The organism is Cryobacterium sp. N22, assembly GCF_002929555.1.
Taxonomy (GTDB): Bacteria; Actinomycetota; Actinomycetes; order Actinomycetales; family Microbacteriaceae; genus Cryobacterium.
Genome location: NZ_PJJP01000037.1, coordinates 62,508 through 80,268, shown reverse-complemented (window position 1 = coordinate 80,268; position 17,761 = coordinate 62,508). Strand labels below are relative to the sequence as shown.

15 protein-coding genes are annotated in these 17,761 nt (G+C 62.0%); 8 read left to right on the top strand and 7 right to left on the bottom strand.

The annotated features are described in order from the left end of the window. Window positions 1-287: 287 nt before the first annotated feature. Window positions 288-1,859, bottom strand: coding sequence for a DUF1254 domain-containing protein (locus CXY76_RS12975; RefSeq protein ID WP_104165148.1), 1,572 nt, complete (start codon window positions 1,857-1,859; stop codon window positions 288-290). 337 nt (window positions 1,860-2,196) lie between these two features. On the opposite strand from CXY76_RS12975, the gene CXY76_RS12970 reads away from it, so the two are divergent. Further along, window positions 2,197-2,706 (top strand): DUF1269 domain-containing protein, encoded by a 510-nt coding sequence (locus CXY76_RS12970; protein WP_104165146.1) that lies wholly within the window; start codon window positions 2,197-2,199, stop codon window positions 2,704-2,706. A gap of 287 nt (window positions 2,707-2,993) precedes the next feature. Here the strand turns inward: CXY76_RS12970 and CXY76_RS12965 are convergent, their stop codons facing one another. Together CXY76_RS12965 and CXY76_RS12960 are read right to left on the bottom strand one after the other, a co-directional pair. Then, complete coding sequence (locus CXY76_RS12965; RefSeq protein WP_233199820.1) at window positions 2,994-4,658, bottom strand: SulP family inorganic anion transporter; 1,665 nt, start codon at window positions 4,656-4,658, stop codon at window positions 2,994-2,996. 71 nt (window positions 4,659-4,729) lie between these two features. After that, window positions 4,730-6,292 carry a DUF1254 domain-containing protein gene (locus CXY76_RS12960; protein WP_104165142.1) on the bottom strand — a complete coding sequence of 521 codons (1,563 nt, stop codon included), beginning with the start codon at window positions 6,290-6,292 and terminating at the stop codon, window positions 4,730-4,732. Window positions 6,293-6,508: 216 nt separating this feature from the next. Here CXY76_RS12960 and CXY76_RS12955 point away from each other — a divergent pair, with 216 nt between their 5' ends. The 3 genes from CXY76_RS12955 to CXY76_RS12945 all read left to right on the top strand — a co-directional run bounded on the left by CXY76_RS12955 (window position 6,509) and on the right by CXY76_RS12945 (window position 9,659). Further along, on the top strand, window positions 6,509-7,804 hold the full coding sequence (locus CXY76_RS12955) for a sodium:proton antiporter (protein ID WP_104165139.1): 1,296 nt from the start codon (window positions 6,509-6,511) through the stop codon (window positions 7,802-7,804). A 65-nt stretch (window positions 7,805-7,869) separates the two neighbouring features. Beyond that, a complete protein-coding gene (locus CXY76_RS12950; protein ID WP_158253901.1) occupies window positions 7,870-9,093 on the top strand; it encodes an AI-2E family transporter in 1,224 nt (407 codons plus the stop codon). Further along, window positions 9,090-9,659: a potassium channel family protein gene (locus CXY76_RS12945; protein WP_199190297.1), complete on the top strand. Its 570-nt coding sequence runs from the start codon at window positions 9,090-9,092 to the stop codon at window positions 9,657-9,659. The genes CXY76_RS12950 and CXY76_RS12945 overlap by 4 nt, the downstream gene beginning before the upstream one ends. Window positions 9,660-9,666: 7 nt before the next feature. Here the strand turns inward: CXY76_RS12945 and CXY76_RS12940 are convergent, their stop codons facing one another. Beyond that, a complete protein-coding gene (locus CXY76_RS12940) occupies window positions 9,667-10,134 on the bottom strand; it encodes a GFA family protein (protein ID WP_104165134.1) in 468 nt (155 codons plus the stop codon). Between the two features lie 265 nt (window positions 10,135-10,399). Here CXY76_RS12940 and CXY76_RS12935 point away from each other — a divergent pair, with 265 nt between their 5' ends. Continuing rightward, window positions 10,400-11,272 carry a YihY/virulence factor BrkB family protein gene (locus tag CXY76_RS12935; protein WP_104165131.1) on the top strand — a complete coding sequence of 291 codons (873 nt, stop codon included), beginning with the start codon at window positions 10,400-10,402 and terminating at the stop codon, window positions 11,270-11,272. 768 nt (window positions 11,273-12,040) lie between these two features. Continuing rightward, the gene (locus tag CXY76_RS12930; RefSeq protein ID WP_104165128.1) at window positions 12,041-12,610 is read left to right on the top strand and encodes a dihydrofolate reductase family protein; all 570 of its coding nucleotides are present in this window, start codon (window positions 12,041-12,043) and stop codon (window positions 12,608-12,610) included. 315 nt (window positions 12,611-12,925) lie between these two features. On the opposite strand, the gene CXY76_RS12925 is transcribed toward CXY76_RS12930, so the two are convergent. Further along, window positions 12,926-13,435, bottom strand: a complete 510-nt coding sequence (locus CXY76_RS12925; RefSeq protein WP_104165126.1) for a hypothetical protein — start codon at window positions 13,433-13,435, stop codon at window positions 12,926-12,928. Window positions 13,436-13,665: 230 nt separating this feature from the next. Then, complete coding sequence (locus CXY76_RS12920) at window positions 13,666-14,484, bottom strand: GIY-YIG nuclease family protein (protein WP_104165124.1); 819 nt, start codon at window positions 14,482-14,484, stop codon at window positions 13,666-13,668. A gap of 291 nt (window positions 14,485-14,775) precedes the next feature. Between CXY76_RS12920 and CXY76_RS12915 the strand changes: the two genes are divergently transcribed. Further along, window positions 14,776-15,462 carry a hypothetical protein gene (locus tag CXY76_RS12915; RefSeq protein ID WP_146073459.1) on the top strand — a complete coding sequence of 229 codons (687 nt, stop codon included), beginning with the start codon at window positions 14,776-14,778 and terminating at the stop codon, window positions 15,460-15,462. Window positions 15,463-15,959: 497 nt separating this feature from the next. On the opposite strand, the gene CXY76_RS12910 is transcribed toward CXY76_RS12915, so the two are convergent. Beyond that, on the bottom strand, window positions 15,960-16,913 hold the full coding sequence (locus CXY76_RS12910) for a hypothetical protein (protein ID WP_104165120.1): 954 nt from the start codon (window positions 16,911-16,913) through the stop codon (window positions 15,960-15,962). A 271-nt stretch (window positions 16,914-17,184) separates the two neighbouring features. On the opposite strand from CXY76_RS12910, the gene CXY76_RS12905 reads away from it, so the two are divergent. Further along, on the top strand, window positions 17,185-17,742 hold the full coding sequence (locus tag CXY76_RS12905; RefSeq protein WP_104165117.1) for a hypothetical protein: 558 nt from the start codon (window positions 17,185-17,187) through the stop codon (window positions 17,740-17,742). Window positions 17,743-17,761 lie beyond the last annotated feature (19 nt).

Genomic DNA, 17,761 nt, shown 5'->3' with positions numbered 1-17,761 from the left:
GCGATCCCGCCGCCGCCAGAGAACTGACGCCGACACCGCATATTCAGCGCCCGATGCGCCCCCACCGGATATCCTCCTCCAACCCGGCCGGTTGGATGCCCGACGGCCGATGAGAGACGAGTCTCACCTTGCCTGGATGAACGCGCTGGTTGATAGCACGCCCGTCATGGCCAGCGTCTGCACAGGCGTTGCCCTGCGTCCGATTGTCATTCCTGTTCGGTCGCCGCCCGGCGCGATCGCCGAGTCGACTTTGCCGGATGAACGGATTGCGCTCCGCTCGACGCAAGCTAACTCACCGACTCGACCTCGCCCAGCCTCCACGTCTTGTCGAAAAAGGGTTGCAGAGGGCTGTAAAGGCGCAGAATCACGAACCAGCCTTTGTCCGGGTCGGTCTGGATCCAGTTGGCCCGGGAGACGCCGTCAGGCTGGGTCGGGGAGATGTACACCACGGTGGAACCGTCGGCCTCGGCCTCTGCCGCGGGTGACGGATACTCCTGGCTGCCCGCACGCGGATAGAGCTGGTCGGTCTGGAGCAGGGAGCGGGTCTGGTTGTCGTACAGGTTTAGCGACCAGAACCGGGCCGCCGGGATGTCCTTGGGCAAGCTCACCCGGTACGTCTTCGCACCGTCGAAAGGTTCGCCGGCGGTGTCGACGTTGGCGATCAAATACTGCGACCCGACGCCAGGCAGCCGCATGCACATGGCAGGGGTAATGGCGGTGGCGGTGTAGAACATCGAGGTGCGTGAGTGCAGCCGACGGGCACCCTTGTTCGGATAGGGCTTGGCGCCCTCCTCGGTGATCTCTGGCGGCGGGTTTGTGAACTCGAATCCGCCGACGAACAGCATGTTCCACCACGCGGATTCGCCGTCGTAGTAGCGGAAGCCCTCACCGGGGTAGGCACCCATCCCTACGGTCCGCGAAGCCGCATTGCCGACGGCCACCGCGTCGTCGAGGATCTTCCGCAACCGGGCGTCGGGCGCAAACTTCTCGTCCTTGACGATCCCTATGGCGGCGAACTGTCCGGCCAACTCGGTGTCGAGCGCTTCCGCCGGTTCCAGTTGGACCAGGGCGTCGAGCATCTCGTAATGGCCAAAGTCGTTGGGCGGGACGGTGTTCATCGCCAGACCGGTCCCCTCAACAAATCGGGGACTCTTGGGGACTGCAGGCTGGCCGAGCGGGGCCTTCCCGGACAGGTAGGCGCCAACGCTGCTGCCCACGCCACCTGCGGCATAGGGGTAGACCTTGAGTTCGTCCTTGATACGGGCAACCGTCGGGCCGGGATCGTCGCCGGGGTTCTCGTTGATGAACGCCCGGCCGATCAAGGTCACGTGGTTGGTGCGCGAATGACGCACGTAGTAGCCGCCTTCGGGCAGCGGGCCGTCGTAACCGGGGCCGACAAGCAGGTAGGTTCCTCTACGGCCACGGTCCGCACCGGGCAGGCCGAAGTCGCTGATCCAGCGAAACCAGATGTCGTCGAAGATGCCCAGCGTGTCGGACGGTGTCTCGAACACCAGGGGCCCCTGCGACAGGTCGTGGAAAGACCAGAAGTAGACCGTGTCGGCGTTCGGCGTCAAGAACAGCGACCGGGAATCCATCAGCCCAGAGAAGATCAGCACGTCGCCTTCCTCGACGCCGGCGTCTTGGAACCCTTTTCGAATGGCGAACACAGACACCCCCTGGATGGTGTTCATGAACGCATCGACACAGTGCAGGTACTCCAGCTCGTCACGCAATTTCGCTGCGGTCTGGCCCTTTGGGTAGCCGTCGGTGAATTCCAACGTGCCAATATTTGTCTCGACCTTTGACGGCGTGGTGATCGCTGGTGGCGTGGGCGTCCGGGTGATGTTCTGGTTGGGCATCGCAGTCTCCTCTGGCTCGCTTCTGGCTTTTCCGCAACGTAGTCCAGACCCGAGACTCAGGTCATCATCCAAATCACATGAAGCTCGACTGTACGGAACATGCCGGCGGGCAACCATGCAGTCTCTCCATGATGTGAGTCACCCGCCGCCGGGATGCCACGAGTTCTTCAGCGACGGTGGGCCCCGCCGAATTCGCCCGAGAAAGTTGAGATCGCGCATAGACCAAGGGGCCGGTCCGTCGTGGAGGTCTGGCAGCCACCTTCATTGCAATCGGGTGATGAAGGCCGCCATACGCGGTGGTTCGATCGACGAACAATCCCAATTGGAAGGATCCGAAATGGCTCAATCAGACGGCGTGTTCCTGTTTATTGGCACGTATCCGAGCGAAGAAGCAGCGCGAGCCGACTACGACGTGGTCAAGGAATTGCGCTCAGCGGGAGCGGTCGGGGCGTACGACGCAGCTGTCATCACAAAGGACGACAAGGGCAAGATTCACGTCAACAAGGATGAGACGGCGACCCGCAAAGGTGGATGGGTTGGTGCCGGGATCGGCGCTGCAGTCGGGCTCATCTTCGCCCCCGCCGTGATCGCCACCGCAATCGTTGGCGCGGGCGTCGGCGCCGTCGGCGGACATCTCGCGAAGGGGTTGTCACGCTCCGACCTCAAGGAGCTAGGCGACCTCATCGATGAGGGCGAGGCCGCATTGCTCGTCGTCGGTGAGAGTACGGTTGAGGACGCGATTGACAAGACCGAGTTGAAGGCCGAGAAGCGCGTCGCCAAGCAGCTGGACGTGAGCACCGAGGACGTCGACGAGGCCTTCAAGGATGCCGCCGGCGAGGTCAGCTGACGGATCGCCTCTGTATTGAGTAGGGCGCTGGTAGTGACGGGTTGAGTAGGGCGCTGGTAGTGACGGCGACCAACCCTTTCTCCACGCCGCCCGCTGGACCACCGTCCCGCGCCGCAGCGTTGGCTTGCTTGATCGCCCACCAGTCGCTCCTGGACCGGTACATCTTTCAAATTTCGGCCTTCGCTCGGAACCGATTGGTATCGCTTCGGGTGGGCGGATCCCGAGCGGATACTAATCGCCCGTGTGGATCCTCAGGAGCGATCATCTTGTGCCAAGCCTGAGGAAGTTCACCCGCTGAGGGCAGCGATGGCGGCCCGATTGGTGTCGAACACCCGCTCAGAGGTCAGGAGCCCGAGGCGCTCGAGGCGAGCGCGAGCAGTCGGCCGGACCCGGCTGAAGCTCAACTCAATATCGTTGGCCCGCAGCCATGCCTTGAGCGCCGCGAAGCTCTCCGCCCCGGTCACATCGACGTCATTGATCGCCACCAGATCCACGACAAGGTGCTTGACGGCGCCAGTACCGCCGGGAACAGCCTGAACCGCCCGCTTGACCGCATCATCGAAGACGGCTCCGTTGGCGAAGAACAACGGTGCAGCCATCCGCACCACGATCGTCCCAGGCGCGCTGAAGGTTCCCGCCGGCGCTTCGGACAGAAGGGATTCGAGCGGGTCGTCGTCGGCCGCGAGAATGTCGATGGCGGGCCGGGAGGCTCGACGGACGATATTGACCAGCGCCAGCACGAACGAGACCACGATGCCGGGAATTGCGCCCACGAACAGCGTGACGAGGAAGCACACGGCGCCGATCGCGAACTCGAACCGATCGAGTTTCCAGAGCCGCGCAAAGTCCGTGATGCCGAGCAACGGCACAACCGCTACCGCGACGATCGCGCCGATCGCCGGGGACGGGATCTCCTCGAGCAGAGCAGTGCCGAAAACGAGCAGCAACAGCGTTCCGACGGCGGTGATGATCGACGGGAGTTGGGTGCGGGAACCCAGCTGATCCATCGCCGCGGTGCGTGATGTCGATGAGCCGATCGCGAACCCACCTGTTGCACCGGACGCAATGTTGCCGAGGCCGAATGCCAACAGGTCCCGGTTCGGCTTGGTCGAATAGCCGTGCTGCTCCCCATACGCCCGGGAGACGAGGAGCCCCTCGGCTGTGGTGACCATCGTGAGGGCGATCGCTGACGGGACCAGCAGCAGCCAGGTCGCCCAGTCGATGACCGGCCACGTGAGCGTCGGAGGTCCCGCCTCCACCTTGCCCAGTACGTCGACACCGGCCCCATCCAGGTCGGCGGTCACCACGAGGATGGTTGCGAGGATGAGCACGATCAGTGCCCACGGGACCGCGCGGGCCAGGCGCCGGCCCATCAGCAAGACCACGAGTGCGGCGAGCGAGATCGCGATCGACCACGCGTTCATTGTCCCCAACCCGGCGAACAAGTCTCGGACCTTGTCGATGAACTCCCCACCCGAGTCGATCTTCACGCCAAGCATCTTCGCGAGCTGGCTCACCAGGATGTCCAGCGCCAGACCGCCGACGAATCCGACGAGGATCGGCTTCGAGAGGAACGTGGCGAGGAATCCGAGCTTGAAGAAGGCCATCAGCGCGAACAGCACTCCGCTGATGATGGCCTGCGCGAATGCGAGAGTGAGGTAATCGGCGCTGCCTGCCGCGGCGAGACCACCAACGGACGAGGCGACCAGCGCGGCGGCGGCGGCATCAGGCGATGCAACAACCTGTCGCGATGAGACCACGAGCGCGTAGATGATGGCAGGTACAACGAGCGCGTACAGGCCCGCTGTCGGGGGCAGCCCGGCGATCTGCGCATAACCGATATTGAGGGGAACAGCGATCGCAAGCAGGGTGACGCCGGCAACCGACTCACTCAGAACGTTCCTCGCGGTCAACCCGGTGACGGGCCGCACCCCGGACGAAGGAGTATCCACGGCGGATCCTTTCAGAGCGGCTGGAGCGTCGCGCTGCGAAGCACGTCGCTCCAGCCGCGTCAGGTCCAAGGTCAGACGGGTTCGAACTCGCTTGGTCGCCAGGACTTGTCGAAGAACGGCTGCAGCGGGCTGTACAGCCGGAGAATGACGAAGTAGCCCTTCGACGGGTCCGTCTGCAGCCAGTTGGTGGATTTCCCTTCCGGTGAAGATGGGCCGAAGTAGATATCCGTCGAGCCATCCTGGTTGGCCTCCACCGTCCCGGACTGACTTCCGAGATCAGGTTTGGCCTGGTCGGTTTGCAGCATCGAGCGGGTCTGCCGGTCGTACACCATCACGGACCAGAACCGGCTCTGCGGGATGTTCGGCGGCAACGACAGGCGATAGTCCCGGCCGCCGTCGAGGTACGCGCCCTCCGCATCACGCATGGTGAAGATGTACTGGGACCCGACGCCCGTAAGCCGCATGCACATCGCCGGGGTGATTCCCGTGTACGCGTAGAAGAACGCGGTGCGTGCGTTGAGTTTGCGTGTGCCCTCGTGCGGGCTTTGAACCACACCATCAGGCGTTATCTGAGGAGGCGGGTCGAGGAACTCATATCCACCCGCCCAGAGCGGGTTGAACCACTGGGAACCGGGGTAGAACGCCCAGCCTTCCTCCTCTCGTGGAGACACGGCCACGGTACGGGCGGTGGCGTTGCCGACCACGACGGATTCTTCGAGCGCCTTGCGCATCCGACCGTCAGGATCAAACGGCTGACCCTTCACGATCCCCACCCGAGCCAGGAGGCCCAGCGTTTCCGGTTCCCCTGCATCGGCCGGCTCGGCCTGGACGAGCTCGTTGACAACGTCCCAGTAGCCGGAGTCACTGGGCGGGATGGTGTTGAACGCCAGTCCCGACCCTTCGACGAAAACAATCTCCGCCAGGGTCGAAGCTTGGCCGAGCGGTGCCTTGCCGGCGAGGAAGGTGGCGATCGCAGTGCCGGGACCGCCAGCAACGTAGGGATAGACCCGCAGGCCGTCGCGAAGGACCTGCGACGGAACAGTCGGGTCGTTGTCGATCATGAACGCGCGCAGGAAATAGAGAACCCCATTCGTGCGCGAGTGCGAGACATGGAAGCCACTGTCAGGAAGGGTGCCTTCGTAGTCAGGCCCGGCGAAAAGATACTTGCCTCCGCTGGCACGATCGGGGCCGGGCAGACCAATGTCCGTGATCCAGCGGAACCACATGTCATCCACCGCGCCGAGGATCCCGGAGGGCGCCTCGAGCGCCGGGACCTCGATCACCATCGGTCCATCGCTCAGGTCAAGGAATCCGATTGCGTAGACCGTGTCGCAGTTCGCGGTCAAAAACAGCGAGGACGAGTCCATCAGTTCGGAGAAGATGACCACACCCTTGTTGTCCTCCACCCCGATCGATCGCAGGCCACGGTGCATCGCGGTCGTTGACGCGCCCGGGTAGGAATTAATGAACGCTTCGACGCCGTGGAGAAAATCGAGATGCTCGTAAAGCAGTTCGGCCGTGGCCTCCGACGGGGCGCCGTCGTTGAACTCCAGCGTGCCAAGTCGACTTTCGATGCGGTCCGGCGTCGACAGCGATGCCGTCGTCTCACTGGAAACCCGTGCTTGTGGACTCATCGCTTTCTCCTTTGTCGCATGAGCGGTTCCGATAGTGGGCCGGTAGCCCGTCGATGGGCTCGGGCGAAACACACCATAGATCCAAGATCACCGATTCCTCATCACGCAATGTGGGTGACTCACTCGCTTCATTCACATTGCGTGATGCCGTGACCGGGGCGCGGAGTTAACGTCTCTCGCGTATAACGATCCTCCAGGTTCGGAGAGGACCAGCTGATGACGCAAACCGCGTTCGCCGTTCTGATGCTCGTGATAATTGGCTGGGCCGTGCTCTCGGATCGCCTCGCCCGGTGGAACATCACCGGTCCGTTCGTCTTCACGCTCGCCGGATTCCTCCTGGCCAACCAGGACTGGGGAGCCCTGCCCATCAATGTCGACGCGCCGTCGATCCACCTCCTCGCCGAGCTGACGCTCGCCATGCTCCTGTTCTCGGACGCGGCGCGGGTGAACCTTTCCGTGCTTCGACGAGACATCCGCGTTCCCGCGCGTCTCCTGGGCATCGGTCTTCCACTCACGGTGATCCTCGGAACGCTCTTGGCGGCGTGGCTGTTCAACGACTTCACCTGGGCGCTCGCAGGGTTCGTCGGAGCCGCGCTGGCTCCCACCGACGCGGCGCTCAGCGCCCAGGTAATCAACGATGAGCGCATTCCGATGCGTGTGCGCCGAGCCCTCAACGTGGAAAGCGGCCTGAACGACGGAATTGTAACTCCCATCGTCGTCTTCACCCTCGCGATCGCGGCGGGCGAGCTCGGGGTCGACGGCGGAGAGGAGGCGTCGGCCATCAGGCCACTGCTGGAACTGGCGGTGGGGATTGTCGTCGGTCTCGCGATCGGCTTCGGCAGCGCGAAACTCATCGCGTTCGCGTCGCGCCGGAAATGGATTCTTTCCGGTGGTCGGCGCCTGGCCACGCTGGCCGCCGCCCTCGCCAGCTTCTCGCTGGCCGTGGCGTTCAGCGGCAACGGCTTCATCGCGGCGTTCGTTGCCGGGATCGCGTTCGGAGCGGCGCTGCCTCGTGACGTCGCGCAGCTGGAAGAGGTGGGCGAGCTGCCGGAATTGCTGGGCGAGGTGCTCTCGCTCGGGGTGTGGTTCCTCTTCGGTGCCGCTCTCGTGCCGGTCGCGTTCGAGTATTTTTCGGCATCCACGATCATCTACGCGGTGCTGAGCCTGACCGTGATCCGGATGCTGCCCGTTGCGCTGTCGCTGCCGAAGACCGGGCTGGACAGGGCGACGCTGTTGTTCATGGGGTGGTTCGGGCCTCGCGGGCTGGCCTCCGTCGTCTTCGCGCTCCTGGCGATAGAAGAGCTCGGCGAGTCGGAGGTGGTCGGTCACGCTGTCTCAGCCGTCACCTTCACCGTGTTGCTCAGCGTAATTGTGCATGGCGTCTCGGCGGGCCCGATCGGCCGCCGCTACGCCGCCGGCCACAGTGACAGCGCGCCGGTCGACGACGACTCCGGCCCACGATCCCGGCGCCAGAGCCACCAGGCAGTACCCCCGCCACCGCGCGGGATTTAGGCCGGGTTCGCCCGGGATCGGAGTGGCTAGTGTGGTGGAAAAAGAAGTCGGTTCAGGCCAGCACAGTGGCAGAGCAGGTCCAGGTGAACGCCGATCAGGCCCGGGTGAACGCTGACCAGGCACGGGTGAACGCTGATCAGGCCCGCGTGAAGTCGGTGCTGGGAAACCATCGCAACGCGTTCATCCTGATCGGCCTCGGAGGAGCTGTCCTCGTGGGGATCGGCATCGCCGGACTCGCCCCGATCATCGCCCCAGTATTCCTCGCCGTAATCCTGACAATTTGCATGCATCCGCTCAGGATCTGGCTGGAACGGCACCGTATCCCGAGAGGAATGGCCACCGGGGCGTCGATACTGGCGGTCATCCTGCTGCTGCTCGGCTTCGGCTACGTAGTGCTCGTCGCGTTCGGCCAGTTCACCGCCCTACTTCCGCAATTCGCCGACCAGATCACAGCGTTTGGCCAGGACGTCGTCGCGTGGCTGAACTCAATCGGCATCTCGTCCAGGGAGCTCAGCGCTGTCGCCAACGACTTCGACCCTGCGCAGCTGGCCGACTTCGTGGGCGGCCTGATCGGCGGGCTGGCCGGGATCACCTCTGCCCTGATCATCCTCCTGACAATCGCGCTGCTGATGGGCATGGATGCCGGTTACATACCAGTGGTGCTGGCCCAGACCAGCACGACCCATCCGCTGCTGGTCACCGGACTTACCGCCTACGCCGCCAACGTGCGGCGCTACATGGTCTGGACGACCCTGCTCGGTCTCCTACAGGGTGTCATCGATTTCGTCGCCCTGATCCTGATTGGTGTTCCCGGAGCGTTCATTTGGGGATTGCTTGCGTTTCTGTGCAGCTTCATTCCGAACGTGGGTTACTTCCTCGCGCTCGTCCCGCCGATCGTCTTCGGGGCGCTCGTCGGCGGGCTGCCCACGGTGATCACGGTCATCGTCGTCTACGGGGTTATCAACGCGATCGTGCAATCGGTCATCCAACCGCGGGTGATCGGCAACGCCGTTTCACTCAGCCAAACCATCACTTTCTTCTCCGTCCTCTTCTGGGCCGCCATCCTCGGCCCGATCGGCGCCATCCTGGCGATTCCGCTCACGCTGCTCGTGCGCCTGATGCTCGTTGACACCTACCCTCCCGCAGGTTGGGTGCGCCCTCTGCTCGGCGACCTTACCGGGACCAAGAGCCTCATTGCCGAGGAAGACGCCGAGATCAAGGCCGCCCGGCCGGATCACCCCGTTGAATCGACACCACCGGCCCCACCACCCGCGACGGTGCAACCGTGACCGGACCCCGAGTCCGCCCGCTCTCGCCCGCCCAACGGCGCCGCCTCATCACCCGGGGTCTGCTACGGGCACTGGCATCAACGACGGTACTGGTCGCGCTGTACTTCCTGGTGCCCTTCACCGTGATCAACGCGGTACCCCTCGTGACATGGTTGGGAGTCGCGCTTCTGGTTCTGGTCGGTGTCTCCGTTTGGCAGTTGCGAGCGATCGCGCGGTCGGAGCATCCGAGAGTGCGCGCGATCGTGGCGCTTGCGGTTACCGCACCGCTGTACCTGCTTCTCTTCGCGACCACCTATTTCCTGATGTCGAGTGGAGATCCCGCGGCCTTCACGTCGGGTGCGCTGACCCGGCTAGACGGCCTGTACCTCACCGTCACCGTCTTCGCCACGGTCGGTTTCGGCGACATCTCGCCCGCGACACAGAATGCGCGACTCATCGTGATGATCCAGATGATTCTGAACCTCCTCGTGCTGGGCGCCGGAATCAAGGTGTTCGTCGGCGCCGTCCAACGCCGCCGCAAGGACCAGGAAGAAGATGCGAACACAGCTGCGGATGGTGACGCCTAACCAGGGATCACAGCCGTGGCCCACCGTGCGTCGTACCGTCATATTCATGATGCGGAATTGGCAGGGCAGACGCATTCATGGCCCAGTCGGGACCGTACGCTTCGAAACCGGAGATCACCGGCGGTGGAAAAGTCTGATCCGTGAAGCTGCCGACGGCGGCCCCGAAGAAGTCCGGAGCGATGGCGAGTTCCCAGTACACGGTCGAACCACATCGCGGGCAGAAATGGTAGGTGGCCCCTTCGCTGTCACACGAGCGGAACGTGGCCGGCGTCGCGCCGCCCATGGGGAACGTCCACGTCGAAGACTCACCCGTTATCGTCACGTTCTCCCGTGGCAGGCGCGTCTGCACGCTGAAAACGCTGCCGGTGCGCCGTTGGCACTCGCAGCACTGGCACAGGGAGATGCGCGCCGGGTCCGGTCCGTCATAGGTCAAAGTCAGCTGTCCGCAGTTGCACGCGGCCTGTCGAATGGGCATTGGTACTCCCCTTTAGTGTGTCTTGACGATGTTTCCCACAGGAACCTAAGCCAGCCAGGTACATAGCGCTTCATGCGATCTGCATGAGGGGCAGGGGACTGGGGGCAACCAAGGTGATTCACCTCAATTACGTGACGCGTCCTTGACGGCGCTGTTGTCCAATGCTGATGACGACGATGCGGAGGATGACATGGCCTGCAACCACACCACCCGGTTGGCGTCTCCTCGCCGAGGTGTCGTCGAATCGCTAATGGGTTGGGTTTGAATGATGCCAACTCAGATGCCGGTGGACCGACTGATTCGGGTCAGCGTGAAGTCGCCAGCCGGACGGTTCCTGATGAGATCTCTGCGTGAAATTCGCAATCTTGAACTGTTCGATCGGGCGATGACCCTGGCAGCGCAGGCGTTCACGTCCATACTGCCGATCCTCATAGTGAGCGGCTCCATGCGGCGCAGCATGAATCCCGAAGCGAAGGCCGTGTTCGCTGACAACCTCACCCTCGACGATCACACCGCAGAACTCCTGCAGCAATCGATGCCCGAGCAAATTCAGAGTGTCACGCTCACGCAGATCATTGGTGTGCTGCTACTCATCATCGCCGCCACTGCGTTCGCCCGCGCGCTCGAGCGCTGCTTCCGCCGGATCTGGAATACGCCCAAGGCAAGCATCCGTTTCGCCTGGCGCTGGGTCGCCGCGATCGTCGCGATCGTCGTCGGGTTCGTCCTCGTCGTCACGACCCGCTTCGTCGTGCGCGGATCTGGTGCCATCCCCTTTCTCGAGTTCATTCTCGAGGCGGTGATCTGGTGCGGTCTGTGGTGGATCGCGTCGTGGGTGGTGATCAATCGAAGCGTCAGTCTTCGGGCTCTCCTGCCGGGTTCACTGCTCGCCGGGCTCGGTTTTGCCGCGGCCACAGCGCTGGGTCGAGTGTATCTTCCGGGAGTTCTCGCGTCCTCCGCCGATCAGTTCGGTGTCCTGGGGTTGGCCTTCTCCTACGTCGGGTGGCTGTTCGTACTGATGTCAGTTCTCCTTGCAGCAGTGACCATCGGCCGCGTCATCCACCTGACAATAGTCGGGCACGAGTGGAGGTATTCCGGAAAGACCGCCGCAACGAATACAGCGAGTAAAAGCTCCCCCTGACCCGAATTGTCGATCGTCGTTTTCGGCCGCAACGACCACTCGTAACTGGCAGTCCACCCATGACCGGGAGAAAAATTGCCACAGATTGTTCGAGAATCCGGCTCTGCGCTTGTGATGGCCAGGGGGTCCACGTGAGGGCCTGAGCCCAGAAGCCACCGGTCCCGGCAGGACGTGTCGCGGCAGGCAGTAGTCGGTTGTCGACGCCCTCCGCTTTTTCTTGTCGGAACGGAGCTGTGCCGATGAAGTCGAACTCGACCCTAGTTGGGCGACTGCAACCACGTCATCTGACGCCCAGGTTGGGGTGTGACCGAGCAGGGCGCCTTGCTCCCCCGGGACAACCCATTGGTCGGGCCCGACAAGATTTGATCCGGCGACCGGCTGAAGGTTCTGGCCTTAATTTTATCGTTGCCGAATGTCTCCGAAAACCCTCGGATTCCCTTATGTTTACAGGGAACCAGGCGATTCGCTGCCTCCGATTGTAGCCCATCGCTTTGGGTCAAATAGAGATGAATTAGATGGGTAAATGATGACCTTGGGAACCGTCTTGAGCGTCATCACGAGCCCTCTCGAGCTCTCCCCCATGTGCCGCCGCATGCGACCGAGCATGTCCGCTGATGGCGACCCGGTCGCGCGATCTGTGCGGCCCTGGTTCGCATTGAGACGGCGTTATAGGCTGAGCGCAATTTGTGGCAACGATGAGAAACGGCACCGGCACTCATCTGATGAACGGTCCGATGACCGCGGGCGTCATCGAAGGAGGGCAACGAGATGAAACCACTCCGATACTCGATCAACGTCACCCTCGACGGCTGCTGCCATCACGAGGCAGGACTCCCCCCGGACGAGGAGTCGATGCGCTACTGGACCGCTCAAATGGAGCAGGCCGATGCCCTTCTCTTCGGCCGGGTGACCTACGAAATGATGGCGTCAGCATGGCAGAAGCCAACCACGGGCGCATGGCCCGACCGGATGGAGGAATGGCAGAAACCGTTCGCCGACACCATCGACCAGGCGAAGAAGTATGTCGTGTCGAACACACTGAGCGGGGTCGATTGGAATGCCGAGCTTGTGCGAGGCGACTTGGCGCACGCGGTTCAGCAGCTCAAGCAGGAGCCCGGCGAGGGTCTGTGGGTCGGAGGCGTAACACTCCCACTGGCGCTGGCAGATCTGGGGCTGATCGACGAGTACGAGTTCCTTGTGCACCCGGTCATCGCTGGACACGGGCCCACGTTGCTTGCCGGTCTGCGTGAGCGCATCCAGCTCGAACTCGTGGACCGCCACGAGTTCGGGTCGGGGGTAGTCTCCGTGCGATACCTGCCCAGAGAAGTCGCGGCTTGACGTGTTTTGTTCTGGTACTTGGCCGGACGTCGGGAAGGGCTTCGGCTTGGCAGCGCGCATCGAAGCGGACACAACACTATAAATCAAAATTCCCGCGGAGCTGGCGACTGTGCCCACATATCGGATCGTCCCGTAGCCACCTTTCGAGATGACCGCGTTTTTGGCTGTCGAGATCGGGGCGCCGCACGAACATCACGTCTGTTACGAGATGCTTCTTAGGCACTGGCACGTAGGGAAGGCCCGCATTCGCGGACGATTCGTTCCCTTGCGGCGTACTGGACGTCGGCGGCGCCCAACCGATCGGTACCAGCTCTATCAGGCATCCAGAAGGTCGTCGGTACCTATGCCCTCATCGAGCATCATTTTGCCCCCGACAAAAACCACGCCCAAGGCAAGTGCTGCAACGCCCACCATGCCTACTGTTTTCAGCAGCCCATCCAGGAAATGTTTACTTTCGCTGTCTTTCCTGAAAGCAAGCTTCCCTGTCTCTTGGATCTGCTCAATAAGAAATTTCCGCTCATCCCAGCTCAAGTCATTTCTGTCGAGTTCGCCCTTTAGGATTTCCCTGATTTCTTGGAGCGCCTGGTACACACGATCCTGGCTCTTGTCGTTGGCCGAAAGCGTAGTCGCGTGTGCCTTCTCCATTGACTTCACAGCCTCTAACGCAAACGCCGTAAAGGCTGGAAACTGCTCAATTATCTTGAGCGCCACCTCAGTATCAATATCGGGCATCATAGCGGCGAACCGGAGCATCTTGTCCCTCGAGAGGTTTCTCCAGGTCTCAATTCCGAGCCTTCGCTTGACTTCGTCCTCGTTGTAGCCCATGTCTCACTCCATCCGGTCCAGTCGAGTATGCCCAAAGACTATCGAGTCCACGGAACGGCCGCCCCAACGCGTCAGGCTGGGTGGGCTGAGCCTCAACTGCCTGACAGGGGGTATGTGGCGAGCATCCGGCCCGCCGAGACAGTGGCGACAACGACCATCAGCAAGAGAAATTTGTCGCACTTCTCACATAGTCGCGAGTCAGCATAACCGCAGTCCGGGGATTCAGCCGCTCAAACGGACCGGCCATCGGCCAACGCCCTCAGATTGACGCCAAGTGTCTCTTCAACGAAAGCGATGGTCATGGGCTGGGCATCAAGTGACGCCCGTACGAGCTGCGATGTGAAAAGGCCGCTTCGCGGCAACCATTTGGCGCCCTGTCGGTCGACTGTTGCTGCCCAATCCACTGCAACTAAATACTCACAAATCGAGAGGTCGCTGGCGTTGTGTGCAATATTCGGCTCAGCGAGTTCATATTCAGCAAGCTCGAGCCCTTTGCTCCGATAATCGGCGTACGGAACTGCCGGTGACCGCACGACGCCCACACCCACGTAACCCGCACCTTTGAGGTAGGCGATGACCACATCACCAACTTCGAGCCCTCGAATTGGGTCACTCCACTTTGGATCGCCACCGGCGGCAAGAAACCCGAACTGCCGGCAGTCATCCCAGTTGCGGGTCTCACCCTCTCCAACGTTGATGTAGTAGATACCGTTCTCAAAGTCGAAACGCGCCAGTCTCTTGTGGAACGTATCCCGCGGTCGAAACCGGCCGACGTATCGACCCGACGCAACATTGGTGAGTGTCCGGCCCAACTTCCAAATAAGCGTGGTCTCAACCATCAGCGCTTCCTCCGAAGTGAGCCCTTTGGCGATAATCCGAATAATGGGCTCCAGGCCTTCTTTCTGGATCGCCTTTATACGGGCAACCTTCACAGAGTCACCGACATCTTGAAGGTGCGCGTGGCTCCGAGACCCCGTTCCTTTGCCGTAATAGAACTCTTCGAAGTTGCGCGGGTCGATGTACACGTACACGTAATAGCGATCGGTCACGTTCACAGTATTCACTGTGCCAGCCGCACCGGCCAACGCAAGCGACTCCCGGCGGACCCAACGACATCCTCGACAAGTTGGCGAAGGCGCACCGTAATCAATCCCTGTACGGGCCGCCCGCCCCCTTGAGTTGGAGAGACGTCCGCGATCCGGTTAGCCGAAACCGCGGGGAGATGCCGCCCCCACCGACGGTTCCTCACCACGTACCAGCTGTGGATTCGATGCCCATCACGCGGTCAGGATGGCGAACATGACTTCGCGTTCGATTCGGACATATGTTCTAATTGGGTTGTGGGACCGAACAGGACACCTCCCAGTGACCCCGGCCGGCAATACAGGACGGCACGCGCCGACACCCTCGGGCAGGTTGAGCCCGATCGCGGCGGCGAATTCGTGGTGCGCCCGTCCAGCCTCACGCCCGCGGAGCTGGGCGGCCTGGCGGCGGCAATGGCTGGCGAACCGATGCACGTTCTGGCCTGGGTGAGATACCCCGCCATGGCCAACCGCGTGCGCGGCCTGGCTCTGGCCTGGACGCCTCGCGCCGTCTACGTCGAATGGGAAGATCGCGGCACTCACCGAGCGTGGGTGTGGGCCTCGGCTGTCGAGCGCGCTCCCGGCGACCAGGAGGCCGCCGCCGCCCCGGAGCGGCCTCAGTCGGCCGTGATAACGGGTAGGGGCACGGAACCCCTCGTGCACCTGGTCAACGCTCAATTGGCTCTCATCGGCGCTGAGTTTCGTACCGCCATGGCCAAGCCCACCGGGCCGTTTAGCGCGGTCGTGTTCGGCTCCATCGACGGCCACCACGTGCGGTTGGACTTCTCTACCGACCCCGCGACCGGCATGTGCGTGGTGGTCCTGGTGGGCCCTGAGGAAGCGCTACCCAACCAGAGCGCAGCACCGACATTCGAGAAAGCTATCGCGGCGCACCCCTGGACCGCGGCGATCGGCACACTCGCCCTCGAGGCGTCGAGCGAATGAAAGGAGGAGCCGACCCTTTACGCAGCCGGCCCCTCTCTATTTATAGCGACTGTCCCTCCCCGGACAAAGAGCCTCAGTTCAAAGACTCGGGTTGATGTGGAAAAAACACCCAGAATGTACGGCGCCTACACCCGGAGGTGCTTTACAGCTACCCAAAGAGGGTGGTCTCCGTGGGGTCGAGGGTCGACAAACGCGTCAGGGATATAGCCGAGAAAGCACCAAAATGCCCCGCTCGTCCTCGGACTGGCTGGGCATTTAATACCGGCTGGTTAGCGAACGTCCAGAGCTAGTGACGTGACATGCAGAGCCGAAGACATTCGGGCCGAAGCCGGTCTGCTAACTAGCGCCTGAGCGTGACGACGGACCAAAATCCTACAATCGTGGGCAAGATAATGGCCCACGGTGAGGTTCCAACAGTTGCCACTCCTACGAGCACGAGGACTATGGCCACCACGCAGACAAATAAGACTCCTAGGCTGACGAAGTCGAGCGGGCCTTCACGCCGCTTCGGAGGATGACTCTTCGGATGCGTTGTCGCTATAGCCATCGTCATCTCCCCGTCGCTTAAAAGTCACCTGGGTGATCGACCATTCCTTGGTCGTTCGACCATTCTTTGTGGTTCTGGTCTCGTTAATCAACACAGTGAAGATATCGTTCTTGTGGAGAGCCATCCCGCGATCAAGCCGAAGAAGAAAGTCCTCATCTTCTATTGTAGCCAGTCTGTTCCCCAGAGGCGTCTGAACGCGCCACTTTTCTCCCGGACGGAAGTCGATGCTCCTCAGCTGCGCCTCGGCCTCAAGGACTTCCGTTTCAATCGATTCGTCGTCTACCTCGGCCGCGGCTGTGTAGTAGTCGGAGCGACTCATCACAACCTCAGGTTCCGACTGCAAGACCTCATCCGACGATTCGTCTAGGGCGCCGTCGCGCACCTCTAGGTGGGCAACGTCGTCGCTGAGGGGCGCCATTATCTTGCGTAGAGCCTTACGTGTGGAAGACTTCATGGCGTTGAGTTGCTTCCACGCTGGTTCCGGCACTTCGCTAACGGTGCCATCGCGCCAGTTGAGCTTTACGTTGCCGTTATTGAGGTAGTCGATATCAGTAACGACGTCCCCTCGTAGTCGCTTCACTGCGACGTTGATGCTCTGACCGATGCCACCGGTCACCCCCATTATGGTGCCAACAGTAGCCACGGGGTCGATGCCGTACGACGTGACGATCGCATCTACGATGAACGAACCCTCGACTGGTGGACGGACTCGGACGACCGGAGCCATTCCATCTCCGAAACTGCCAGCCTTCGCTAATTGACTGGTGAACTCGACCAGTCCCTGAAGAACCTCCGCGAACTCAGCGGCGTTAATATCGTTGACCGTATTATCTTCATTCGAGAACCGCAGCTGGACTACGCCGTCCGCTATGCCCTCGAAGTCTTGCGATGATTGCTTGCTCATGGTGCCCCCTTGCTGTCACACAGCTCAAGACTCACCGTAGTAGAGAGAATCGGAGTCCCCCTCTGCGCCTGCAGTTCTGAGCGAAGTGGGGCCACCCCAATTCGGGGCGCGCGGAATCAGACCGCCCTAAGCGCTACAGCTGGACCATCCCGCACTCTGGGCACCGCCACACCATCGTTTCCCGCGTTCTTTGACGGAGCATTCATGACCGAGGCGCAGCATGCCCCACTTCGGGCACTAGACCCAGCAGGTCGCGGTGTAGCTTCGAGCCATGCCTGAAGTAGTCGCTTGGTTCCTGTCCGTCAATTGGTGGGAGGTCACTATGAGTGTCGCCATTCCAGTTGCGGCCATCCTTATCCCCACCGTGATAGCCGTGCGGCTCGCCAGAAACGAGCGTTCGGTGTCCGTACGCAGCCACTACCTTGAGCGTCGGCATGGGGCGGCACGGGGCGTGATAGTCGCCCTGTCCGACATGATCTCGATGGACCCCACGGCTGAAATGGTGGAACCGCTGCTTCGTGGTTTGCGCGGGAGCATTGCTGTCTACCGGGCTTCGTTGACTGCCGACGATGCAGTGTCCGGGCACTGGCTTGTTACAAGACAACTTCAAGGCGCTGAGCTATGGACCGCTGCTCATGGTCGACTTGCATTCGAACTTGCCCGCCGCACTCTAAGCACAGGCGATACGGCTCAAATCCTGCAGCCCGCGCACATGTGGGCGCACGACACGATGGAGACCTTCTCGGAATGGCTGTCCGGTCAGGTCCAAGATGCTGACCTGCAGGCTGATAGCGCGAGGCTTATTGCGGAGCGCGGCTCCAGGGTCTAGTCACTCAGAGCCTCACCAT